Genomic DNA, 23,058 nt, shown 5'->3' with positions numbered 1-23,058 from the left:
TCTTTCCTATCAAGTGCAAGGGTCTCGACGAGCCCGACCGACGTCGGTCGAGCTCGTCGAGACCCAGTGAGGTGATCAGCTGCGCGGGATCTCGCGCATCTCGAAGGCCTCCACGACATCGCCTTCCTTGATGTCCTGGAAGTTCTTCAGCACCAGACCGCACTCGAAGCCCTCGCGGACCTCGGAGGCGTCGTCCTTCTCCCGCTTCAGCGAGGCCAGGTCGAGGTTGTCGGCCACGACCGCGCCGTCGCGGATCAGGCGCACCTTGGCGTTGCGACGGATCAGGCCGCTGGTGACCATGCAGCCGGCGATGTTGCCGATCTTGGACGAGCGGAAGATCGCGCGGATCTCCGCCTGGCCCAGCACCGACTCCTCGTACTCCGGCTTGAGCATGCCCTTGAGGGCCGCCTCGATCTCCTCGATCGCCTGGTAGATGACCGAGTAGTAGCGGATCTCGACGCCTTCCTTGTCGGCCATCTCGGTCGCCTTGCCCTGCGGGCGGACGTTGAAGCCGATGATGATGGCGTCGGAGGCGGCAGCCAGGTCGACGTTCGTCTCGGTGATCGCACCGACACCGCGGTCGATGACCCGGAGGCTGACCTCGTCGCCGACGTCGATCTTGGACAGGGCGTCCTCGAGCGCCTCGACCGAACCGGACACGTCGCCCTTCAGGATCAGGTTGAGCTCCTGGCTCTCGCCCTTCTCCATCGAGGCCATGAAGTCCTCGAGCGTACGGCGCACGCGGCGCTTCGCCTGGGTGGCGGCACGCTCGCGGGCCTCGCGCTTCTCGGCGATCTGGCGGGCCATCCGGTCGTCCTCGACGACCAGGAAGTTCTGGCCCGCGCTCGGCGCGGCGTTGAGGCCGAGGACCATCGCGGGACGCGACGGGTCGGCTTCCTCGATGTTCTCGCCGTGCTCGTCGAGCATCGCGCGGACACGGCCGTGGGCCGGACCGGCGACGATCGAGTCGCCGACGCGCAGCGTTCCGCGCTGGACGAGGATCGTCGCGACCGGGCCGCGGCCACGGTCGAGGTGCGCCTCGACCACGAGGCCCTGCGCGTCCTGCTCGGGGTTGGCCCGCAGGTCGAGCGAGGCGTCCGCGGTCAGCACCACGGCCTCGAGCAGCTTGTCGAGGTTGAGCTCGGACTTCGCCGAGACGTCGACGAACATCGCGTCGCCGCCGTACTCCTCGGGGATCAGGCCGTACTCGGTCAGCTGGCCGCGCACCTTGGTCGGGTCGGCCTCGGGCTTGTCGATCTTGTTGACCGCGACCACGATCGGCACACCGGCCGCCTTGGCGTGGTTCAGCGCCTCGATCGTCTGCGGCATCACGCCGTCGTCGGCCGCCACCACGAGGATCGCGATGTCGGTCGCCTGGGCACCACGGGCACGCATGGCGGTGAACGCCTCGTGACCCGGGGTGTCGATGAACGTGATGCGACGCTCCTGGTCGTCGACCTCGGTCGTGACCTGGTAGGCACCGATGTGCTGGGTGATGCCACCGGCCTCCTTGTCGACGACGTTGGCCTGGCGCAGCGCGTCGAGGAGCTTGGTCTTTCCGTGGTCGACGTGACCCATGACGGTGACGACCGGCGGACGGACCGCGAGGTCCTCCTCGTCGCCCTCGTCGGCGCCGAACTCGATGTCGAAGGACTCGAGCAGCTCGCGGTCCTCGTCCTCGGGGGAGACGACCTGGACGACGTAGTTGAGCTCCTCACCGAGCAGCTCGAAGGTCTCGTCGTTGACCGACTCGGTGGCGGTGACCATCTCGCCGAGCGAGAAGAGCATCTGCACCAGGGCGGCGGGGTCGACGTTGATCTTCTCCGCGAAGTCCGTCAGCGAGGCGCCACGGGCGAGACGGATGGTCTCGCCGTTGCCCTTGCGGACGCGCACGCCGCCGATCGTCGGGGCCTCCATGGCCTCGAACTCCTGACGACGCGCCCGCTTCGACTTGCGGCCACGGCGCGACGGGCCGCCGGGACGGCCGAACGCACCCTGGGTCTGGCCGCGACCGCCGGGGCGACCGCCACCGGGACGACCGCCGCCACCGGGACGACCGGCGCCGGGGCCGAAGCCGCCGGGAGCACCGCCCGGGGCACCACCGCGACCGGGCGCACCGCCACGGCCCGGGGCGCCACCGCGACCCGGAGCACCGGGACGACCGCCGCCACCGGACGGGCGACCGCCGGGACCGGTGCCGAACGCAGCCGGTGACTTGGGCATCATCGCCGGGTTGGGACGCGGCATGCCGGGACGACCCGGCGCGCCGCCGCCACCGTCACGCCCGGCGGGCGGACGCGGCGGACGCTGCTGGTCGCCACCCTCGGCACCGGCGCCACCGGGACGCTGCGGCGCGGGACGACGGCCCATGCCCTGGCTGGACGCGAAGGGGTTGTTGCCGGGACGCGGGGCGCCGGGACGGCCGACCGGACGGGGCGCGGGCGCCTTCGGGGTCGGGCCACCCTTGGCGGCCGGGGCCTGCGGCTGCGGCGGCTCGGGCTTGGTCGGCTCGGGCTTGGTCGGGGCCGGCTTCGCGGGCTCCGACTTCGGGGCCGGCGGGGCCGGGGGTGCCGGCGGGCCGGGCTTGGGAGCGCCCGGCGCACGCGGCGCGGGCCTGGGGGCCGCGGCGGACTTCTCCGCGGGGGCGGCCGGGGCCGGCTTCTCCGCCTTCTCGGCGGGCGCCTGCTCGGTCTTGGGGGCGGCCTTGGCCGGCTGGGCGGGCGCCTCGGCCGGGGAGCCGGCAGCCTTCAGCTGCGCGCCGTACTCCTTCTTGAACCGCATCTCGACGGGCGGCTCGACAGTCGACGACGCCGACTTGACGAACTCCCCCATCTCCTTGAGCTTCTCGAGAACGAACTTGCTCTCGACGCCGAACTCCTTGGCGAGTTCGTGGACTCGGGTCTTAGCCACGCTTCTCCTTCTGGCCCGAGTCCCGCTCCAGGGAGGGGGTGAATCGGACCGTTAGTGGTTGTGCAAACTCATCGCGAGGTACTCATCGAGTGCTCATGAGCTGCTGCTCCAGTTTCTGTCGGTCATGCCTCGGTCGGTTGGTGCCCGTCACCGGGCTGCGAGAGGTGCTGGGCGAGCGGTGCGCTGGAGAGCCCCTCCCCGGCCCGCAGGGCCCGGGAGAACGCCCGGCGGCGCACCGCGAGCTCCAGACACGCCGTCGTGGGGTGCAGGTGCGCCCCGCGGCCGGGTGCCGTGCCGTCGGGATCCGGGAGGACGGCCGGCCGGCCGTCGGGCCCCGTGCCCGCGACGACGCGCAACAACTCGCGCTTCGTGGCCCGCTCCCGACAGCCCACGCACGTCCGGACAGGCTCTGAGCCGACCCGTGCGGGTGGGTGTTGTTCGCGCGCCACTGGCGTCAACCCTACCGCGACCGACCTCGGGAACCCCAACCGGCACTACCGTGGTGCCGTGAGCGGCGTCACCTCGCTGGACACCTCGGCCGGGGCCGCGGGATTCAGCGACGACTTCGAGGGCGACGACCTCGACCGACGGGTGTGGTCTCCCCACTACCTGCCCGCGTGGAGCTCCCGGGCTGCGACCGCCGCCGCCTACGAGGTCAGGCACTCGACGCTGACCCTGCGCATCCCACCGACCCATCCGCGCTGGTGCCCGCAGGAGCACGCCGAGCCGCTGCGGGTCTCGGGGATCCAGTCGGGCAGCTGGTCCGGGCCGGCCGGCTCCATGCTGGGCCAGCAGCGCTTCCGGGACGGCCTGCGGGTCCGGGAGGAGCAGCCACGGTTCGAGGGGTGGCTACCCCATCCCCGCCAGGGCCCGGCCCGGGTCGCCGTGCGGGCGCGCATGACGCTGTCCCACCGGTCGATGGCGGCGCTCTGGCTCGCCGGCTTCGAGGACGACCCCGAGCAGCTGCGCTGCGGCGAGCTGTGCGTCTTCGAGGTGTTCGGCAACGCCGTCGTCCCGGCCGACAGCCCGGAGGGGCCGTCGGCCGAGGTCGGCGTGGGCATCAAGCCCTTCCGCGACCCCGCGCTCGCCTCCGACTTCGGGGCACCGAGGGTGCCCGTCGACGTCACCACCCCGCACACCTACGAGGTCGTGTGGGACGCCGACGAGGCACGCTTTGCCGTCGACGGCGAGGTCGTACGCCGGTGCGCCCGGCCGCCGACCTACCCGATGCAGCTGATGCTCGCCGTCTTCGACTTCCCGGGGTGGTCCACCGGCGTCGACGACCACCTCGTCCCCGAGCTGGTCGTCGACAGGGTGTGGGGCGACTGACGCGGGGCTCAGGCGTCCCCGGCCGCCTCGTCGCTCTTGATGTCGATGCGCCAGCCGGTCAGCCGGGCGGCGAGCCGGGCGTTCTGGCCCTCCTTGCCGATGGCCAGCGACAGCTGGAAGTCGGGGACGACGACGCGCGCGGAACGGGCCGCGGCGTCGACCACCTCGACGGAGGTGACCCGCGCCGGCGACAGCGCGTGCGCGACCAGCTCGGCGGGGTCGTCGGACCAGTCGACGATGTCGATCTTCTCGCCGTGCAGCTCCGACATCACGTTGCGGACCCGCTGCCCCATCGGGCCGATGCAGGCGCCCTTGGCGTTGACGCCAGGCGCGGTCGACCGCACCGCAATCTTGGTGCGGTGGCCCGCCTCGCGCGCGATGGCCGCGATCTCGACGGTGCCGTCGGCGATCTCGGGGACCTCCAGCGCGAAGAGCTTGCGGACCAGGTTGGGGTGGGTGCGGGAGAGCGTGACCTGCGGGCCGCGCATGCCCTTGCGGACCGACACGACGAGGCACTTGATGCGGGTGCCGTGGTCGTAGGTCTCCCCGGGCACGCGCTCGCCGGCGGGCAGCAGCGCCTCGAGCTTGCCGAGGTTGACCATCACGTCGTCGGGGTTGCGACCCTGCTGGATCACGCCCGAGATGATGTCGCCCTCCTTGCCGGAGAACTCGCCGAAGCGGATGTCGTCCTCGGCGTCGCGCAGCCGCTGCAGCATGATCTGCTTCGCGGTCGTCGCGGCGATCCGGCCGAACCCGTCGGGGGTGTCGTCGTACTCGCCGACCTGGTTGCCCTCGGCGTCGAGCTCGGCGGCGTGCACCGTGACGTGCCCGGTCTTGCGGTCGAGCTCGACCCGCGCGCGCTCCTGGGCGCCGGGGGTCTTGTGGTAGGCGGTGAGCAGCGCCTGCTCGATCGCCTCGACGAGGACGTCGAAGGAGATCTCCTTCTCGCGCTCCAGCATCCGCAGGATGCTCAGGTCGATGTCCATCAGGCCTCCTTCGCCGACGGGCGGTTGAACTCGACCTGCACCAGCGCCTTGGCGACGTCGGCGAGGGCGATCTCGCGGTGGGAACCGTCCACGTCGAGCACCACGGCGTGCTCGTCGCTGGAGACGACCCGTCCGGTGACGGTGTCGCCGTCCTGGAGGGTCGCCTTGACCAGACGGTCGGTGTTGCGGCGCCAGTGGCGCGGCAGGGTCAGCGGGCGGTCGACGCCGCGGGAGGTAACCTCGAGGGTGTAGGGGTGCTCGCCCATCACGTCGGACTCGTCCAGCACCCGCTCGACCAGGCGGGTCGCGTCGGCGACGTCGTCGAGCGTCACGCCCCCGTCCTTGTCGACGGCGACGCGGAGCACGCGCCGCTTGCCGGCAGGGGTGAGCTCCACCGCCTCGAGGTCGAGCCCGAGCTCGAGCAACGGGTCGACGAGAGCCGTCTCGATCCGTTCCCGGGTGGCGTCCTGACTGGCCTTGCTCACGGGGTGGCGACCTCCTTGTGCAGTTGGAAGGCTCCACGATAGCGGCAGGTAGGGTCTGCGCCGTGTCCCCCTCCCCGCGTGCGGTCGCGAGCCGACGTGCGACCATCGGCGCGGCGGCGGCGCTGGTCGCGCTCACCGCCTGCGAGGCGGACGGGGGCACCCCCGGCAGCCCCGCCACCCCGGCCGGGACCGCACCGGGCAACCCGGACGCCGACCCGGACCGGACGCTGGTCGAGGACGTCGTCGCCGAGGTGACCGCCGCCCTGGCGCTGGTGGAGGCCGCCCGCGGCCGCGGCAGGACCCTGTCGCGACGGCTGGCCGGCCTCGCGGACACCCACCGGGCCCACCTCGACCTGCTCGACGCCGGGACGACCCCGCCGCCGGCGGACGACCAGTCCCTGCGCGGCGGCGCCGAGGCCGTCGTACGACGGGTCGTCGAGCGCGAGCGCGTGCTGCAGCGTCGGCTGACCGGCCGCTCGGTCACGGCGCAGAGCGGCCAGCTCGCGGCGCTGCTCGCGGCGATGGTCGCCGCGGTCGCGCAGCAGGTGGCACTCCTCGAGGCTCAGGGAGGTGCCTCGTGACCACCACCGGCCCCACCGTCGCTCCGGGCACCGAGGCGCTGCAGGCGGCGCTGGCGACCGAGCACCGCGCCGTGCACGTGCTCGGTGCCCTGGGCGCCCGGACCTCCGCGACAGCCACGCCCGAGCTGCACGCCACCCTGGTGGCGGCCTATACCGCTCACCGCGCCCGCCGCGACCAGCTGGCACGGTGGATCCGCGACGACGGCGCCGTACCGGTGGCCGCCTCGCCGACCTATCTCCTGCCCGAGGGCTCCGGTGCCCCGGAGGCGGTAGCCACGGCCGCCCGGGAGGTGGCCGAGGAGGCGGCCGGCGCCTACGCCTGGCTCGTCGCGGGTGAGACCGGGAGCCGCCGGCGCTGGGCGGTCGGGGCCCTGACAGACGTCGCGGTCCGCGTGCTCGCCTTCCGGGGAAGTCCCGAGATCCTCCCCGGAATCGACGAGCACGCGGACCGCTGAGAGCCCTCGTGGCCGGAACGAGCCCCGTCGGGTTGTGGGGACCTGTCGACGCTTGTTCCTGCACAAGAGTGCAACAGCGCAGGTCAGGCGACTAGAGCATCGCCCGCTCACCTTCGTGCATTGCACAAACTTGCAAGTGTCGACTTTCGGTGCCCACGACGCCGACGGGGCTCGCCCAGCGGACGGTCGGCCGGACGTCAGACCGCCCGGTAGGCCGCCCACATGTCGGCCGACCGGCTCGCCTGGCCCGGGGTGAACTCCGTGTAGCAGCTGTCGTAGCTGTAGTCCATGAAGTTGTGGATCGGGTCGAGGCCCGGCAGCGCGCACGAGTCGCGACCCTCGGGGCAGCCGTTGGTCGAGCTCGACTGGGCCGGGGTGTCCGCGACCTCGTCGTTCGTGCTCGTGCAGCCGCCCTGGAAGGTGTGGTACAGCCCGAACCAGTGGCCGGCCTCGTGGGTCGCGGTCTCGCCGAGGTTGTAGTTGGCGATCGAGCCGCCGGGCAGCGAGGCGTAGTTGACCCGGATGCCGTCGATGCCGGGGTTGCGGCTGTAGTCCCACGGGAAGGTCGCGATGCCGAGGTAGCTGAAGTCGACCAGCCACATGTTCAACGCGTTGGCGCCGCCCTTGCGGGTCTGCTTGCGGTAGGTCGAGCTCTGCTTGTCCTCGTGCCACTGGGTGTTGTTGTAGCGGTACGTGCCGGCCAGCGTGAACCGGAAGCCGGTGTCGGCCGCGGTGGCGGACTTCTGGCCGGCGAAGCTGGCGTTCATGACCGCGATCTGGTCGGCGATCTGCTGGTCGGTGACGTCGCCGTTGCCGGCGTTGTCACGCATGACGTGGACGTAGACCGGGACCGTGGTCGTCGCCGTCGCCGACATCCGCTTGCGCTCGGCGGGGGTGATCGCGGCGAGCCGGCGCTCGGTACGCCGCTCGATCGCGCGCTGCTCCCTCGGCGAGATCTCGCGGTGGTCGACCTCGTGGACGCCACGGGCAGCGGCGGCGTCATCGGCGTGGGCCTCCTGCTCGAGCGGGGCCTCGTCGAGGTGGGCCTCCTGCTCGAGCGGGCGCTCCTGCTCGAGGGGGCGCTCCTGCTCGAGCGGGCGGGCGTCGAGGTGGGCCTCCTGCTCGACGCAGTCGCGCTGCGAGTCCGGCACGGCGGTCCGGGCCTGGGCAGGACTGGAGAGGCCCGCGGAGAGTGTGGCCGCGGTCAGCGCGAGCACGGCCGCCGACCGGAGCGTGGTGGTGAGACGCATGAAAGGGGGTGTCCTTCGCTTCTTCTGGCCGCCGGGTGGTGCGGCGCGTGAGGGACGACCTTCACCCACGGCGCCGCGGTGCGGGAGCGTCTCGGTGCCTCAGATCCGTGCAATGCAGGAACTTGTAGGCGACCGACGCCACGCGGGCGCGCGCCGGCGCGGGCCCGTCAGCGCCAGGCGCGCACCACCTCGACGACCTCGGCGAGCGAGTGGACGACCGCGTCCGGGACGCCCTCGGTGTGGCCCACCTGCTCGGCCGGGATGCTGCTGTGCGGGACGTGGATCGCCCGCAGCCCGGCGTTCTGGGCGCCCCACACGTCGTCGAAGAGCCGGTCCCCGACGTAGACGCAGCGCGAGGGGTCGGTGGCGCCGACGGCCGCCATGGCCGCTGTGAAGGCGTGCGGCGACGGCTTCGTCCACGGGATCTCGGAGGTGTAGACGTCGCCGTCCAGGAGGTGGCGGACGCCGTCGCGCTCGAAGAAGCCCTCGTGCCAGGCGCGGGGCCAGATGGTGTTGGAGAGCACCCCCACCCGAACGCCGTCGGCGCGCAGGTCCTCCAGCATCGGCCCCACCTCGGGGTCGGTCAGGGTGTGCGGCTCCCAGAACTCGTAGTACGCCGTGAGGAGATCGGGGTCGTGCTCGAGCCCGGCCTCCACGAAGAGGTCGGCGACGGTCGCGCTGCGCTGGTGGTCGCGGCTCCGCCCCCAGATGACGCCGCCGGCGGCGTGCAGCCGCTGCTGCGACACCTCGACCGGGTGGTCGGCGTCGACGACGGCCTGCGCGAGAGCCAGCGACTCGGCGTGGAAGTCGACGTCGTGCCAACGGGTGAGGGTGCCGCCCCAGTCGAACAGGACGGCCTCGACGCCCAGGCTCCCCAGGCCGGCGCCGTCAGCCACGCGACCGCCTGACCACGCGCACGACGTGGTCGACGACGTGGTCGACGGCGACGTTCTCGCGCTCGCCGGAGGCCCGGTCCTTCACCTCGACGGTGCCGTCGGCCAGGCCCTTGCCGACCACGACGATGGTCGGGACGCCGATCAGCTCGGCGTCCTTGAACTTCACGCCGGGGCTCACCTTGGCGCGGTCGTCGTAGATGACCTCGACCCGCTGGTCGGCGAGCTCGTGGGCGATCCGCTCCGCGACGGCGTACACGTGGTCGTCCTTGCCGGTGGCGACGAGGTGGACGTCGGCGGGCGCGACCTCGCGCGGCCAGCACAGACCGAGCTCGTCGTGGGTGCCCTCGGCGATCGCCGCCACGGCGCGCGACGGGCCGATGCCGTAGGAGCCCATGGTCACCGTGACCAGCTTGCCGCCCTCGTCGAGCACCTGCAGGTCGAGCGCGGCGGCGTACTTGCGGCCGAGCTGGAAGATGTGGCCCATCTCGATGCCGCGCGCGGACTCGAGGGTGCCCGCCTCGCAGTTGGGGCAGGCGTCGCCGTCGCGCACCTCGGCGGCCTCGATCGTGCCGTCGGGGGTGAAGTCGCGGCCGGCGACCAGGTCGATGACGTGGCTGCCGTCGACGTCGGCGCCGGTGACCCAGCGGGTGCCCTCGACGACGCGCGGGTCGACGAGGTAGCGGATGCCGGTGGCGTTCTTCTCCCCCAGCACGCCGGGGCCGATGTAGCCCTTCGTGAGCGCGGGGAACGCGGCGAAGTCCTTCTCGTCGAAGGGCTGCACCTCGGTGGGCTCCATCTGGCCCTCGAGCCGCTTCTGGTCGACCTCGCGGTCACCGGGCAGGCCGATCGCGATGGGCTCGCGGGTGCCGTCGGGGTGCTTGAGCATGACGAGCACGTTCTTGAGCGTGTCCGCCGCCGCCCAGGGGCGGTCCGCGCGCGGGAACTTCTCGTTGAGGTGGTCGACCAGCGTCTCGATGGTCGGGGTGTCCGGCGTCTGCTCGGCGTGCGCGGCGGGCGCGTCGTCGTACGCGATCGGCTGGGGCGCGGGCACCTGGACGGCCTCGACGTTCGCGGCGTAGTCGCAGGAGGTGCAGCGGACGTAGGTGTCCTCGCCGACCTCGGCCTTGGCGAGGAACTCCTCCGACATCGAGCCGCCCATGGCGCCCGAGGTGGCCTTGACGATGACGTACTCGAAGCCGAGCCGGTCGAAGATCCGGATGTAGGCGTCGCGGTGGGCGTCGTAGCTGCGCTGCAGCCCCTCGTCGTCGACGTCGAACGAGTAGGAGTCCTTCATGACGAACTCGCGGCCGCGGAGCAGGCCGGCGCGCGGCCGGGCCTCGTCGCGGTACTTCGTCTGGATCTGGTAGATCGAGAGCGGCAGGTCCTTGTACGACGAGTAGAGGTCCCTCACGACGAGCGTGAACATCTCCTCGTGGGTGGGGCCGAGCAGGTAGTCGGCGCCCTTGCGGTCCTGGAGCCGGAAGATGCCGTCGCCGTACTCCGTCCAGCGGCCGGTCGCCTCGTAGGGCTCCTTCGGCAGCAGCGCGGGGAACGACAGCTCCTGGGCGCCGATCCCGTCCATCTCCTCGCGGATGATGTCCTCGATCCTGCGCAGCACCTTCAGGCCCAGCGGCAGCCAGGTGTAGATGCCGGGGGCGGCGCGGCGGATGTAGCCGGCGCGGACGAGCAGCCGGTGGCTCGGCACCTCAGCGTCCGCCGGGTCCTCCCGCAGGGTCCGCACGAACAGGCTCGACATCCGCATGATCATGCGGAGAAGGGTACGGGTCGCCGTCAGGTGCTCGCGAACCAGTTGCGTGCGGGAGACAACCTTTGTGTCCCGGGTGGCGTCTCAGTGTCGACAGGGCCGGAACGGCCGGCCACGACCTCCTCGGGAGACCCTGTGAAGACGCACCGCCTGCGAGCCACGACCATCGCCCTCACCGCTCTGGTGTCGGCCGGCTCCGCACTGCTCACCGCCCCACCGGCCCAGGCCGCGCCCACGACCGACATCAGGCCGGCGGCCCTCGACCGGGGCGAGCCCGGGCAGGTGGCGCACGTCGACGGCAGCGACCTCGTCATCGGCGACCGGCGCTACGGGTTCGGGGACAAGCAGGTGCAGTTCCTCGGGTACGCGCGCGCCCGTCAGCTCACCCACTACATGGTCGCCGTCCACGGCGCCGGTGGCGAGAAGCGCGACAAGGTCGTCCGGGTGGCGCCGGACGGCGACCGTCGGGTCGTCCTGAGCGGTCGGTCGCTGCACGAGCCGGCCATCTCCTCCGACGGGGTGCACCTGTTCGACGTCGACTACCGCCGCGGCGACCGCACCGTGATCCACGCCTGGAGCTCGCGCGACGGCTCGCCCGTCGCCTCGAAGAGCCTCACCGGCACCGCCAGCGTCCTCGACGCCCACGAGGGGAAGGCGGTCCTCGGCGTCTCCGCGCCGGACCGCACGATCTCGTGGGACCTGTCGTCGGGCGCCACGAAGCAGGTCTCCGGGCGTACCGGCTACCAGGCCAGCATCGAGAAGGACCGCCTCGCGGTCCTGACCGGCGACCCCTACCGGGGCGGGTGCTCGGTGGTCTCCACGCTGCGCCGGCCCGACCAGCAGCTGTGGCGCAGCTGCGAGCAGGGGGTGGCGACGTTCTCGCCCACCGGCGACCGGATCCTGACGACCCACCTTGCCGCCGACGGCCTCGGGCCGAACGAGTACCAGCTGCGGGAGGTGACCGGTGACCTCGTCCGCTCCTTCACGACGTACTACTTCGGTGCGGTGGCGTGGGAGGCCGACGAGGTCCTGCTCCTCGACGCCCACGGCGAGCGGAAGTCGGCCTGGGTGCGCTGCACCGACGCCGGCGACTGCGAGCGCGCCGGGAAGCTGCGAGCGACCAGCAACTGATCCGACCACCCCGGAGGAGGGGCCATGAAGAGGACTATCCTTGGCGGCGGTGCCGCCGTGGCAGCGCTGGCGGCCACGCTGCTCGGGGGGCTGGTCTCCCCCGTCGCGGCGGCCGTGCCCGACACCGAGATCCGCCCTGCGCGGCTGGAGCGTGGCGCGAACGGCGCGGTCCCCCACGTCGACGGCCGGCGGCTGGTCGACGGGGACCTGAGCTTCCGGTTCGGCCGGGCCGAGCTGCGCTACCTGGGTCGCACCGGCGGCGACTACGTCGTCGCCCGGTGGGGCGGGCAGAGCGCCACGAACCGGAAGGTGATCCGGGTCTCCCCGGCAGGGGAGCGCACGACCTTGCTCAGCGACAAGCCGGTCTGGGAGATGAGGCTGTCCGCCGATGGGCAGCACCTGCTCAAGTCCCGGTGGATCAGCCGCGACCACCGGTCGGTCATCCGGCTGTGGAGCGCGGTCGACGGCTCCCCCGCCGGCCGACGCGGGTTCCGCGGCGTCGCCGAGATCCTGGGGGCGGACGCAGGACGGGTGCTGCTGACCATCGCGAGGCCGGACCGGACGCTGTGGTGGGACACCGCGGACGGGTCGACGAGTCGGGTGTCGGACCGGGCGGCGTACACGGCCGACCTCCGCAACGACCGGCTCGCGGTCATGGACGGCGACCCCTACCGGGGTGGCTGCTCGGTCCTGTCGACCATCTCGGACCCGTCGACGACCATCTGGCGCAGCTGCGACCGTGCGGTGGCGGGGTTCGCCCCGGGGGGCGACCGGCTCGTCACCGTCCACCTGCTGTCCGACGGGCTGGGGCCCGGCGAGCTGCAGCTCCACGAGGGTGACGGCACCGCGCTGGCGCGCTACACGGCGTACTGGTTCAGCGGCTGGACCTGGGAGGGCGACCACCTGCTCATGGAGGCGCACAGCCGACGGAAGGTCGCGTGGGTTCGGTGCGTGCTCGACGAGTGCGAGCGGGCCGGACGGCTGCGCGCGAGCAACCCCTGACCACCCGCCCCGAGCGCGGGGAAGGGCCCCGGGTCGCGCCCAGGTGCGACCCGGGGCCTCAGAACATCACGGTTGCGAAGGTGCCCGTCTGCCGGAAGCCGACCTTCTCGTAGACCGCCCGCGCGGCGTCGTTGTAGTCGTTGACGTAGAGCGAGACCACCGGAGCGATCTCCCGTCGCACCATCTCGACGACGGCGGCCATGCCGCCGACGGCCAGTCCCTCGCCCCTCCGCTCCGGCGGCACCCAGACACCCTGGATCTGGGCGGCGTACGGCGTCGCGCACGCGACCTCCGCCTTGAACAGCAGTCGGTCGCCCTCGAACCGGGCGAACGACCAGCCGCGGGCGACGAGCTGGCTCACACGGGCGCGGTAGAGGTCCGCTCCCCCGCCGTACTCCGGGGAGATGCCGACCTCCTCGGTGTACATCGCGACGCACGCCGGGTAGAGCGTGTCGACATCCTCGCGGGTGGTGCGGCGGACCTCGGGGTCCGGCTCCACCCCGGGCGCCTCGCCGATCTCGAGGTGGGGCTGGTCCCAGCGGGTGTCGCGGGGCCGGCCCCAGAGGCCCGCGACCTCCGACCAGAACGCGCGGACGGGGACGGCCGGTCCGACGATTGTCGAGATGGACCGGCCGCGCGCGACCGCCCGCTCGGCGAAGGCGCGGGCGTCGTCCTCGTCGCAGCAGACCGGGACGAGGTTCGCCCCGACATGGCAGGCCGCGACCAGCTCGCCGTCGCGGTAGCGGCCCCAGACCTCGCCACCCAGCCATCTCGGCTCCAGCTGCGTGCTGCACGCGCGGTACTCGGCGAAGGCGTTCACCACGGGGTCGCGGCGCGCCAGCCGCAGGAAGTCGTCCAGGTCGGCCCTGCCGAGGACGCGCACCCCGTGGCGAGTGGAAAGCACGTCTGGAGCCTACGCGGACGCGGCGCACTCCCGCACCGACGTCGCCGGACGCGGCTGGGCTACGCCCATCGAGTTCCCGTGGCACCGGTGGTTGAGGGGCGAGCGCGGCGACCCCACGCCGGTCGAGCCCGTGGAGACCCAGCGACGTGGGCAGCGCAGTGAACCCACGCCGGTCGAGCCCGTCGAGACCCCGAAAGGTACGCAGGGCAACGAGGTACGCCGGTCGAGCTCGTCGAGACCACAGCGGTTCGGTGGTCGAGTAGCGAGCGCAGCCAGCGTGTCGAGACCCCTTGTCGACTCGCGGCTGCTTCGTGCCCCGGTCGCCCTGATCGGGTCACGTGGTCGCCCGCCGCTTCGGTTGCGGTACCACTCGCGCCTGCTTTCTGGCTCGCGGTCTGCTGGGGTCGACAGCTGTGGTTGCGGTCCGAGAATCTTTACCTTTTTGGTTTGTGGAATCGGGCTCAACCGCGGGCTCTTTGGGCCGGTTGTGTCGGTGGTCGCTGCTTGAGTGGACCCATGACAGCGACCACGGTCACCACCGCACCGGGCGACAGCCCGGTCGAGGTGCTGGCCTTCGCCCGCGAGCAGCGGGCGTCGGCGAACCGGTCGGAGGCGAACCTCCTGGTCGCGGCCGTGGAGTGGGCGGTCCAGCATCCCGCGGAGTCGCTGGTCGAGGCGGCGGGGTTCGAGCTCGACGGGTCCGAGACGGCGGTCCCGATCGCCGGCGAGGGCACCCCGCTGATCACCGAGTTCTGCGTCGCCGAGTGGGCCGCCTCGCTCGGCATGTCGACCGACGCCGGTCGCGCGTTCCTGGGTGAGGCGGTCGAGGTGCGCTACCGGCTCCCGCGGCTCTACCGCCGCGTGGTGCGCGGGGACCTGCCGGCCTGGCGGGCCCGGCACGTCGCGCGCCACACCATCGCGCTCAACCCCGACGCGGCGGAGTTCGTGGACCGTCACGTCGCGCACGTGGCGCACAAGATCGGCCTCGCGCGGCTCAAGGACCTGGTCGACGAGGCGATCGCCCGCCACGACCGGGACCTGGCGCAGGAACGCTTCGGCAGAGCGGCCGACCACCGGTCCTTCGACATCCACCTCGACCAGGCCACGCTGGACGGCACCGTCGACGTGCACGGTGTCCTCGACGCCGCCGACGCGATGGATCTCGAGCACGCGGTCGCCGACCTCGCCACCCAGCTCCGCCACCTCGGGTCCGAGGAGTCCCTTGACGTGCGCCGGTCCAAGGCCGTGGGTGAGCTCGCTCGCGGGGCACAGACCCTCGACCTCACCGGCAGCGATGAGGAAGAGACGGAGTCAGGCTCTCCGCGGCGGTTGCACCGACGCCCCACCCGCCGCCGCAGGATCAGCCTCGTCATCCACGTGTCCGAGGACGCCGTGGTCGGTACCGGCCCGCTGGGCCGGGTCGAGGGACTGCGCTGCCCGGTGACGACCGACCAGATCCGGACCTGGCTCGCGGCATCCGACGCCCAGATCGTCGTGAAGCCGGTGGTCGATCCGTCCGGCTGCGCGCCCGTGGGGGCCTACGAGGTGCCCGACCGGCTCGCGGACCTGGTCGACGACCGCGACCACCACTGCGTCTTCCCCTGGTGCACCCGCAAGGCCAAGGGCTGCGACCACGACCACGTCATCCCGCACGGCGAGCGGGGCGGCCCGACGTGCCGGTGCAACCTCGCCGCCCTGTGTCGCAAGCACCACCGGCTCAAGACCCACGGCGGCTGGACCCACACCCACGTCGACGACGGCGTCTTCCTCTGGCGCTCACCGCACGGCCACACCTACCTGCGCGACGAGACCGGCACCCGCGACGTCACCCCCGACCCCGACGCGTGTCGGCAGCGGCTGATCGACGCTCACCGCGCCGGGACTCCACCCGAGCAGTAGCTGCCCCGCCCCACACCCCGCCAGGCACCACTCGGCGGGGACACGGGCATGCCACCACCCCGCCTGCCAGGGGTCTCGACGGGCTCGACCGGCGTGCATCACCGCCCTGCCCCCCTCGCTCCGGAAGTGGCGCCGGGTCTCGACGGGCTCGACCGCCGTGTGGACGCCGCCCCAGGCCGGCGGCAGGTGGTCAGAGGGAGTCGAGGATCGCCCTGCGGCTGGCGGTGTACTCGTCGTCGGTGACCAGGCCCTGGTCACGGAGGCGGCCGAGCTCCTCGAGGCGTTCGGAGACCGTCGCCTTCGCAGACTCAGGGGTGGGCGGGGTGGCGGTCGCGTCCTGCCGTCGCAAGCTCGAGGCGAGATACGTGGCCTCGAGGCCGTCGTCGGTGAGGAGAGCCATGGTGGCCGCGTCGCGCTCGCTCATGCCGGCCTCGCGCGCCATCCGGCTGGCGGTGCTGGCCTTCCAGATCATGCCGCCGATCGCGGCTACGAAGGCGAGCACGAACAGGATGGCGAACGCGCCGCCGGGGTCACCCGGGGTGCCCGGGTAGGACACCTCCCAGCCGCCGTCGTTGGTCTGGGTGCAGGTCGGCAGCTGCCCCTCGTCGTTCATCCGCGCGCACTTCTTGGGCAGGTTGTCCGTCATCCTGCCCACGGACACCGCGCCCGTGCTGTCCCCCGAGATCGTCATGGCCTACGACACCGTGACCGAGGCGCCGGACCCGTCGACGGTCTCCATGCCCTCGGCGATGCGCATGGCCTCCTCGATGAGGGTCTCGACGATCTTCGACTCCGGCACGGTCTTGATGACCTCGCCCTTGACGAAGATCTGGCCCTTGCCGTTTCCGGAGGCGACGCCGAGGTCGGCCTCGCGGGCCTCGCCGGGCCCGTTCACGACGCAGCCCATGACGGCGACCCGCAGCGGCACCTCGAGGCCCTCGAGCCCGGCGGTCACCTCGTCGGCGAGCTTGTAGACGTCGACCTGGGCGCGGCCGCACGACGGGCACGACACGATCTCGAGTCGGCGAGGCCGCAGGTTCAGCGACTCCAGGATCTGCAGGCCGACCTTGACCTCCTCCACCGGCGGCGCCGACAGCGAGACGCGGATCGTGTCGCCGATGCCCTTGGCCAGCAGGTGGCCGAACGCCACGGACGACTTGATGGTGCCCTGGAAGGCGGGGCCTGCCTCGGTGACGCCGAGGTGCAGCGGCCAGTCGCCCGCCTCGGCGAGCATCTCGTAGGCGCGCACCATCACGACCGGGTCGTTGTGCTTCACCGAGATCTTGAAGTCGTGGAAGTCGTGCTCCTCGAAGAGGCTCGCCTCCCACACCGCCGACTCGACGAGCGCCTCGGGTGTCGCCTTGCCGTACTTCTCCAGCAGCCGCTTGTCGAGGCTGCCCGCGTTGACGCCGATCCGGATGCTGGTGCCGCGGTCCTTGGCGGCCTTCGCGATCTCCTTGACCTGGTCGTCGAACTTCCGGATGTTGCCGGGGTTGACGCGTACGGCGGCGCAGCCGGCGTCGATCGCCGCGAAGACGTACTTCGGCTGGAAGTGGATGTCGGCGATGACCGGGATCTGCGAGTGCTGCGCGATCTGCGGCAGCGCGTCGGCGTCGTCCTGGCTGGGGCAGGCCACCCGCACGATGTCGCAACCCGACGCGGTCAGCTCCGCGATCTGCTGCAGCGTGGTGTTGACGTCCGCCGTCAGCGTGGTCGTCATCGACTGCACCGAGATCGGGTGGTCGCTGCCCACGCCGACCTTCCCGACCTTGATCTGACGGGTCTTGCGGCGCGGGGCCAGCACCGGCGGCGGCGCTTCGGGCATGCCCAGGCTGATGGCGGTCATGGGCTCAGGCTACTGGTGCGCCGCGCGGGCCCTGCGGCCTGAGGGTCGGCCTCGCCGCCGGCCGTGGCGCGGGCCACCGCGGCGAGGGTCTCGGCGCCCACCGACTCGTCCACCCACCAGTGCCAGCCCACCGTGCTGCCCACCTCGACGTACCCGTCCGCGAGCGTCGGCTCGAGCCACTCCGGGTCGATCGTGCCGACGGCGATCACGGTGGGCCGGCGCTCCGCGATGTCCTCGGCGAGGCCCGCCAGCCCGCCCGGCCAGGTGTCGTCGACGTAGTCCTCGAGGCCGAGCGAGAACATCTGGTGCGGGTAGGGGTTGGTGGCCCCGGCGAGCACCAGCGGGTGGGGCGCCTCGATCGAGACGATGGTGGCGTCGGCCGGCAGCGCCTCGAGGACGGCCGCGGTCTCCCGCCGCTGGATCTCGAGGATGTCGTCGCGCGTGGTGACGGTGTACTGCAGCGCGGCCCCTGCCGCGACCAGCGACCACGCGACCGCGACGGCGACCGCGGCCCGGTCGCCGGCCCACCGCTGCACCTCGCGCGTGACGACCCCGATGCCGAGGATCGTCGCCGGCAGCACGAAGAAGATGTCCGGGAACCCGTTGAACGCCTTGAGGGACCACAGCAGGCCGGCCACCAGGCCCGCGGCCATCGCGACCACCAGCCACCCCTCGGGCGTACGTCGGGTCGGCCGCACCAGCACGGCGACGGCCGCGACCAGCAGCGCCACGGCGCCGGCCACCATCGACCACAGGAACCGGCCGTAGGCGTCGTTCAGCATCTCCTCGACCGCCTCCCAGTCGGTTCCGATGCCGGGCTGGTCGGTGTACTGCACGTGGATGAGCGCGAAGCAGTCGAGGAAGACCTGCAGCTCGCCGATCGCGGCGTACCAGACCAGGCAGACGGCGAGCGGGACCAGCCCTCCGACGCCGAACCGCAGCAGGGCCCGCACCCGCTCCCCCGACGACAGCGCGACGACGCCGACGACCCCGGCGGCGGCGCCGACGAAGAACGACGGCTGCCACGTCAGCGTCGCCAGCGCGACGAAGGCGCCGGCCCACGCCGGCCGGTGCCGGGCCATCGCCACGAACGCGGCGATCAGGAAGAGCACCAGCGTGGTCTTCTCGCGCGGGCCGTGGGTGGCGTACAGCGCGAAGCCGTGGACCGCGAGCAGCGCGGCCGCGGTCGCCAGCCCGGCGGGACGTGACTGGAGCAGGTCGCGGCCGAGCAGGTAGGCGAGCCAGATGCACCCCGCCGACAGGACCAGGAAGAGCACCCTCATCGTGAGCAGGTCGTCGGTGCCCAGCAGCCGCGCCAGCAGCGCTCCGAGCCCGGGCACCGCGTGGCTGAGCGGACCGGACCGGTTGACCACCCCGACGTACGGCGAGTCGCCCTCGGCGACCTGCTGGCCGGCGTAGGCGTACAGCGCGAGGTCGCGGCTGAGGTAGCCGTCGAAGCCGTTCAGCCAGTAGACGATGACGGCGAGCAGCGCCAGCGCCGGGCCGGCAGGGTCGAGCCGGGCCCCTGTGCGCCGCGTTCGCCGCCGCTCCCCCGTGGGTCGGTCGAGCACGGCGTCCAGTCAAGCGCAGGACGGCCCGCTCGGGAAGGCCTCCCCCGTCGGGGTCAGGTGATGTGCAGCGGGACGACCAGGTCGCCGATGATCAGCACGACGCCCATGACGAGGATCGCGCTCGCCACGACGTAGGCGACCGGCAGCAGCTTGGCCACGTCGACGTACCCGGGGTCCGGCCGGCCGCGCAGCCGGGCGAAGCCACGCCGGAGGGCCTCCCACAGCGCACCGGCGATGTGGCCGCCGTCCAGCGGCAGCAGCGGGATGAAGTTGAACATGCCGATGAAGAAGTTGAAGCCGGCGATCAGCATCAGCAGGAAGACCGCCTTCTCCTTCACGGGGAAGCCCTCGTGGGCGGCGGTCTCGCCGGCGAGCCGGCCGCCGCCGACGATGCTGACCGGGCTCTGCGGGTCGCGCTCCTCGAGGCCGACGATGGCGCGGCCGACGCCGTAGACCTTCACCGGCAGCGTCGCGAGCGCCTCGACGGTCTGCACCGTCATGCCGCCCATCTCCTGCAGCGTGAACAGCGGCCCGCCGGTGACGACCTCGACGTGGCTGCTGGGCGTCACGCCGAGGAAGCCCACCTGGCGCAGCGACAGGTCGGTCTGCGAGGTGGGCCTGGCCTCGACCGTGGTGTTGGTGGTGCCGGACAGCTGCTGCCCGTCGCGCTCGTAGCCGATGACGGCGCGGCCGTCGTCGTTGGCGCGGATGAGGTCGCGGAACTGGTCCCAGCCGGTGACGGCGACGCCGTTGAAGCTGGTGATCTGGTCGCCGGGGCGGAGCCCGGCCTCGTTGGCGGGGGCGACCGGGTCGGACGGCCGGCAGTCTCGGCCCTCCTCGGTGTACGGGATCACGCACTGGGAGACGTCGTCGATGACGGGCGGACCGGCGTCGACCTCGACGCTGCGCTGGCCGTACGTCGCGAAGACGCCCCAGAAGATGAAGAACGCGATGAGGATGTTCACCGTCGGCCCGCCGGCCATGACGATGACCTTCTTCCACCACGGCAGCCGGTAGAAGAGCCGGTCCTCGTCGCCGGGGCTGATGTGCTCGAGCTCGGCGGCGCGGGCGTCGGAGATCAGCTGGGTGAACATCCCGGTGTTGGACCGACGCAGCCGGATGACCCGGTTGCCCTCCTCGTCGTAGACCGGGTGCTCGCGGTCCTCGTCGAGCTCCTCGGCCTCCGGCGGCAGCATCCCGACGATCTTGACGTAGCCGCCGAGCGGGATCGCCTTGATGCCGTACTCGGTCTCCCCGCGGCGCGTGCTCCAGACGGTCGGCCCGAACCCGATGAAGTACTGGGTGACCTTGCCGCCGAACTTCTTCGCCGGGACCAGGTGGCCGAGCTCGTGGAGGCCGATCGACGCGAGGATCGCGACGACGAAGATCAGCACCCCGAGGGTGTAGTAGAGCGCGGTCACCGGTGTCCTTCGAGGATCGTGCGGGCGTGGTCACGGGCCCACGCGTCAGCGGCGACGACGGCGTCGACGGTGAGCCCCTCCTCCGAGGGTACGTCGTGCGCCTCGAGGACGGTGGCCACCGTGGGGACGATCTCCACGAACGGCAGCCGGCCGGAGCGGAAGGCGTCGACGCAGACCTCGTTGGCGGCGTTGTAGACCGCCGGGGCCGTGGCGCCGAGCTCCCCGGCCCGGCGGGCCAGCGAGACGGCGGGGAACGCCTCGTCGTCCAGGGGGAAGAACTCCCAGGTCTCCGGGCGGGTCCAGTCGACCGGCGGCGCCGCGTCGGGCACCCGCTCGGGCCAGGCGAGGCCCAGCGCGATCGGGATCAGCATGGTCGGCGGGCTGGCCTGCACGAGCGTCGAGCCGTCGACGAACTCGACCATGGAGTGCACGACGCTGGTCGGGTGGACGACCACCTCGATGCGGTCGAACGGGATGCCGAACAGCAGGTGGGCCTCGATCACCTCGAGGCCCTTGTTGACCAGCGTGGCCGAGTTGATGGTGACGACCGGCCCCATGTCCCACGTCGGGTGGGCGAGCGCCTCCTCGACGGTGACCCGGGCGAGGTCCTCGCGGCTGCGGCCGCGGAACGGGCCGCCGCTCGCCGTCAGCACGAGCCGTCGCACCTCCTGCTCCGTCCCGCCGCGCAGGCACTGGGCGAGGGCCGAGTGCTCGGAGTCCACGGGGACGATCTGGCCGGGCTCGGCGCGCTCGAGGACGAGCGGGCCGCCGACGATCAGGCTCTCCTTGTTGGCCAGCGCCAGGGTGTTGCCGGCGTCGAGCGCCGCCAGCGTCGGACGCAGCCCGACGGCGCCGGTGATGCCGTTGAGCACCACGTCGCAGGGCCGCGCCGCCGCCTCGGCGGAGGCCTCCTCGCCGAGCCCGTGGAACGCGGGTGCGAACTCCTCGACCTGGCGGGCGAACAGGTCCGGGTTGCCGCCGCCGGCCGTCAGCCCGACCACCCGGAACCGGTCGGGGTTCGCCCGCACCAGGTCGAGCGCCTGCGTCCCGATCGAGCCCGTCGACCCCAGCACCACCACGTCGCGTCGCGTCACCCTCGCCGTCACCGGGGCATTCTCGCAGCCTGCCCCCTCCCCTGATTCGGGGATCCGGCCCCGGACCCCCAGCGGGGCTGGCCGCGCCGGACCGACCCTCCGATCATGGTGCTCCGGCTCGCGCTCGGGTCGCTGCTCGTCGGCGGCCTGCTGGCCGGTGCCCCGGCCGGCGAGGCCGCGACGCCCGTGAGCACGCGCGGCTGCCCGGCCGGCCAGGTGTCGCTGACCTTCGACGACGGGCCGTCGCGCGACGTGACGCCGTCGCTGGTGCGGGTGCTGCGACGGGCGGACGTGCCGGCCACGTTCTTCATGGTCGGCGAGCGCGTCGCCGCCGCGCCCGACGTCGCGCGAGCGGTCGACCGGGCGGGCTTCGTCGTCGCCAACCACACCTACCGCCACGCCGCGATGACCACGCAGTCGAGCGACGCCATTCGCACGACGCTCCGCGCGACCCAGCGAGAGCTGCTGCGCGCCGGGACCCGGCCCACCCGGCTGATGCGGCCGCCGTACGGCGCCATCGACGACCGGGTACGCCGAGCCGTGGCCGACGTGGCCATGGTGCCGGTGCTGTGGGACGTCGACCCGCGCGACTGGGAGGACGTGTCGGGGGCGACGATCGCGTCACGGGTGCTGGCGGGGCTGCGGGTCCGCCAGCGCAACATCGTGCTGCTCCACGACGGCATCCGGAACTCCCCGGCGACGCTGGCGGCGGTGCCCCGCATCGTGGCCGAGGCCCGGCGGCGGGGCTACTGCTTCGTGGCCCTCGACGACGCGGGCAACCCCGGCTTCCGGGTGCCGCGCGCGGACCTGCGGGTCATCGGGGCGCGGGAGGGCAGTGACGCCCGTGCCGTGGTGAGCCTCGGGCGCCACACGCACCGGGCGACGAGCGTGCGGCTCACGACCCGCGAGCTCAGTGCTCGCTCGCCCGCGGACTTCGAGCGGCGTGACGTGGTCGTCCGGTTCCCCGCCGGCGCGACGCGGCGGGTGGTCCGCATCCCACTGGTGCGCGACGGCCTCGACGAGCGGAACGAGCGCTTCGAGCTGCGACTGTCGCGGCCGCGCGGCCTGACGCTCGGCCGCGCCACCGGGGTCGCGCAAGTCGGGGACGCCGACCCGCCGCCGCGGGTCCGGGTCCGGGACGCCGCCGTGGTCGAGCCGACGACCGACCCGGCGGTCGTCGAGGTCGTCGTGTCGCTGGCGGAGCCCAGCGGCCGGACGGTGCGACTGCGGGTGGTCGACGTGGCGGGGACCGCCACCGGCGAGGACCACCTGCCGGTCGACGTTCGTCTGCGCATCCCCGCCGGCCAGCGCCGCGTCGTCGTGCCGGTCACCGTGCTGCCCGACGCGCTGGAGGAGCCGGAGGAGACGTTCGGCCTGCGGATCGTGCGGGCCGAGAACGCCCGCGTCGCCCGCGGCGAGGCCGTCGTCACGATCGGGGTGCCCGAGCCACCGCCCGACCCACCGCCCGACCCACCGCCCGACCCGCCGGTCGAGCCCCCTGCCGACCCCCCGCCCGACCAGCCCCGGCGGTGA

20 protein-coding genes are annotated in these 23,058 nt (G+C 72.8%); 7 read left to right on the top strand and 13 right to left on the bottom strand.

The genetic code is table 11. The features are described 5' to 3' along the window. Positions 1–75 precede the first annotated feature (75 nt). Both infB and ACFP2E_RS18160 read right to left on the bottom strand, forming a co-directional pair. Positions 76–2,910, bottom strand: a complete 2,835-nt coding sequence (gene infB / locus ACFP2E_RS18165; RefSeq protein WP_378524245.1) for a translation initiation factor IF-2 — start codon at positions 2,908–2,910, stop codon at positions 76–78. 122 nt (positions 2,911–3,032) lie between these two features. Further along, positions 3,033–3,302 (bottom strand): YlxR family protein, encoded by a 270-nt coding sequence (locus ACFP2E_RS18160; protein ID WP_378539366.1) that lies wholly within the window; start codon positions 3,300–3,302, stop codon positions 3,033–3,035. Between the two features lie 115 nt (positions 3,303–3,417). Between ACFP2E_RS18160 and ACFP2E_RS18155 the strand changes: the two genes are divergently transcribed. Then, on the top strand, positions 3,418–4,239 hold the full coding sequence (locus ACFP2E_RS18155) for a glycoside hydrolase family 16 protein (protein WP_378524247.1): 822 nt from the start codon (positions 3,418–3,420) through the stop codon (positions 4,237–4,239). Positions 4,240–4,247: 8 nt separating this feature from the next. On the opposite strand, the gene nusA is transcribed toward ACFP2E_RS18155, so the two are convergent. Next, positions 4,248–5,225 (bottom strand): transcription termination factor NusA, encoded by a 978-nt coding sequence (gene nusA / locus ACFP2E_RS18150; protein WP_378524248.1) that lies wholly within the window; start codon positions 5,223–5,225, stop codon positions 4,248–4,250. Continuing rightward, the gene (rimP, locus tag ACFP2E_RS18145; protein ID WP_378524249.1) at positions 5,225–5,710 is read right to left on the bottom strand and encodes a ribosome maturation factor RimP; all 486 of its coding nucleotides are present in this window, start codon (positions 5,708–5,710) and stop codon (positions 5,225–5,227) included. Before rimP ends, nusA begins: the two co-directional genes overlap by 1 nt. Positions 5,711–5,772: 62 nt before the next feature. On the opposite strand from rimP, the gene ACFP2E_RS18140 reads away from it, so the two are divergent. Then, positions 5,773–6,291 carry a hypothetical protein gene (locus ACFP2E_RS18140; protein ID WP_378524250.1) on the top strand — a complete coding sequence of 173 codons (519 nt, stop codon included), beginning with the start codon at positions 5,773–5,775 and terminating at the stop codon, positions 6,289–6,291. Continuing rightward, positions 6,288–6,746 (top strand): DUF4439 domain-containing protein, encoded by a 459-nt coding sequence (locus ACFP2E_RS18135; RefSeq protein ID WP_378524251.1) that lies wholly within the window; start codon positions 6,288–6,290, stop codon positions 6,744–6,746. Before ACFP2E_RS18140 ends, ACFP2E_RS18135 begins: the two co-directional genes overlap by 4 nt. Positions 6,747–6,943: 197 nt before the next feature. Here ACFP2E_RS18135 and ACFP2E_RS18130 read toward each other — a convergent pair whose 3' ends face one another. From ACFP2E_RS18130 to ACFP2E_RS18120, 3 genes are all read right to left on the bottom strand, one after another. Further along, positions 6,944–7,996 carry a zinc metalloprotease gene (locus ACFP2E_RS18130; protein ID WP_378524252.1) on the bottom strand — a complete coding sequence of 351 codons (1,053 nt, stop codon included), beginning with the start codon at positions 7,994–7,996 and terminating at the stop codon, positions 6,944–6,946. Between the two features lie 167 nt (positions 7,997–8,163). Then, entirely contained in the window at positions 8,164–8,892 is a 729-nt protein-coding gene (locus ACFP2E_RS18125) for an HAD family hydrolase (protein WP_378524253.1), read from the bottom strand. Continuing rightward, entirely contained in the window at positions 8,885–10,660 is a 1,776-nt protein-coding gene (locus tag ACFP2E_RS18120) for a proline--tRNA ligase (RefSeq protein ID WP_378524254.1), read from the bottom strand. The genes ACFP2E_RS18125 and ACFP2E_RS18120 overlap by 8 nt, the downstream gene beginning before the upstream one ends. Positions 10,661–10,792: 132 nt before the next feature. Between ACFP2E_RS18120 and ACFP2E_RS18115 the strand changes: the two genes are divergently transcribed. Further along, positions 10,793–11,788, top strand: a complete 996-nt coding sequence (locus ACFP2E_RS18115; RefSeq protein WP_378524255.1) for a hypothetical protein — start codon at positions 10,793–10,795, stop codon at positions 11,786–11,788. Positions 11,789–11,812: 24 nt separating this feature from the next. Continuing rightward, a complete protein-coding gene (locus ACFP2E_RS18110) occupies positions 11,813–12,790 on the top strand; it encodes a hypothetical protein (protein WP_378524256.1) in 978 nt (325 codons plus the stop codon). A gap of 58 nt (positions 12,791–12,848) precedes the next feature. On the opposite strand, the gene ACFP2E_RS18105 is transcribed toward ACFP2E_RS18110, so the two are convergent. Then, on the bottom strand, positions 12,849–13,694 hold the full coding sequence (locus tag ACFP2E_RS18105; protein ID WP_378524257.1) for a GNAT family N-acetyltransferase: 846 nt from the start codon (positions 13,692–13,694) through the stop codon (positions 12,849–12,851). A gap of 516 nt (positions 13,695–14,210) precedes the next feature. Between ACFP2E_RS18105 and ACFP2E_RS18100 the strand changes: the two genes are divergently transcribed. Further along, positions 14,211–15,593, top strand: coding sequence for an HNH endonuclease (locus tag ACFP2E_RS18100; RefSeq protein ID WP_378524258.1), 1,383 nt, complete (start codon positions 14,211–14,213; stop codon positions 15,591–15,593). Between the two features lie 190 nt (positions 15,594–15,783). Here the strand turns inward: ACFP2E_RS18100 and ACFP2E_RS18095 are convergent, their stop codons facing one another. From ACFP2E_RS18095 to ACFP2E_RS18075, 5 genes are read right to left on the bottom strand one after another with little or no spacing between them, the layout of a single operon-like run. After that, positions 15,784–16,284: an SHOCT domain-containing protein gene (locus ACFP2E_RS18095; RefSeq protein WP_378524259.1), complete on the bottom strand. Its 501-nt coding sequence runs from the start codon at positions 16,282–16,284 to the stop codon at positions 15,784–15,786. A 3-nt stretch (positions 16,285–16,287) separates the two neighbouring features. Next, positions 16,288–17,439, bottom strand: coding sequence for a flavodoxin-dependent (E)-4-hydroxy-3-methylbut-2-enyl-diphosphate synthase (ispG, locus tag ACFP2E_RS18090; protein WP_378524260.1), 1,152 nt, complete (start codon positions 17,437–17,439; stop codon positions 16,288–16,290). Further along, positions 17,436–19,010 (bottom strand): hypothetical protein, encoded by a 1,575-nt coding sequence (locus ACFP2E_RS18085; protein ID WP_378524261.1) that lies wholly within the window; start codon positions 19,008–19,010, stop codon positions 17,436–17,438. Before ACFP2E_RS18085 ends, ispG begins: the two co-directional genes overlap by 4 nt. A 53-nt stretch (positions 19,011–19,063) precedes the next feature. After that, positions 19,064–20,431 carry a M50 family metallopeptidase gene (locus ACFP2E_RS18080; RefSeq protein ID WP_378524262.1) on the bottom strand — a complete coding sequence of 456 codons (1,368 nt, stop codon included), beginning with the start codon at positions 20,429–20,431 and terminating at the stop codon, positions 19,064–19,066. After that, a complete protein-coding gene (locus ACFP2E_RS18075; RefSeq protein ID WP_378524263.1) occupies positions 20,428–21,537 on the bottom strand; it encodes a 1-deoxy-D-xylulose-5-phosphate reductoisomerase in 1,110 nt (369 codons plus the stop codon). Before ACFP2E_RS18075 ends, ACFP2E_RS18080 begins: the two co-directional genes overlap by 4 nt. A 93-nt stretch (positions 21,538–21,630) precedes the next feature. Here ACFP2E_RS18075 and ACFP2E_RS18070 point away from each other — a divergent pair, with 93 nt between their 5' ends. Next, complete coding sequence (locus tag ACFP2E_RS18070) at positions 21,631–23,058, top strand: polysaccharide deacetylase family protein (RefSeq protein ID WP_378524264.1); 1,428 nt, start codon at positions 21,631–21,633, stop codon at positions 23,056–23,058.

Source organism: Nocardioides sp. GCM10027114, assembly GCF_042659625.1.
In the GTDB taxonomy this organism is placed as follows: Bacteria; Actinomycetota; Actinomycetes; order Propionibacteriales; family Nocardioidaceae; genus Nocardioides.
Note: the sequence above shows the minus strand (reverse complement) of the source record. Positions and strands in the feature narration are given on the sequence as shown.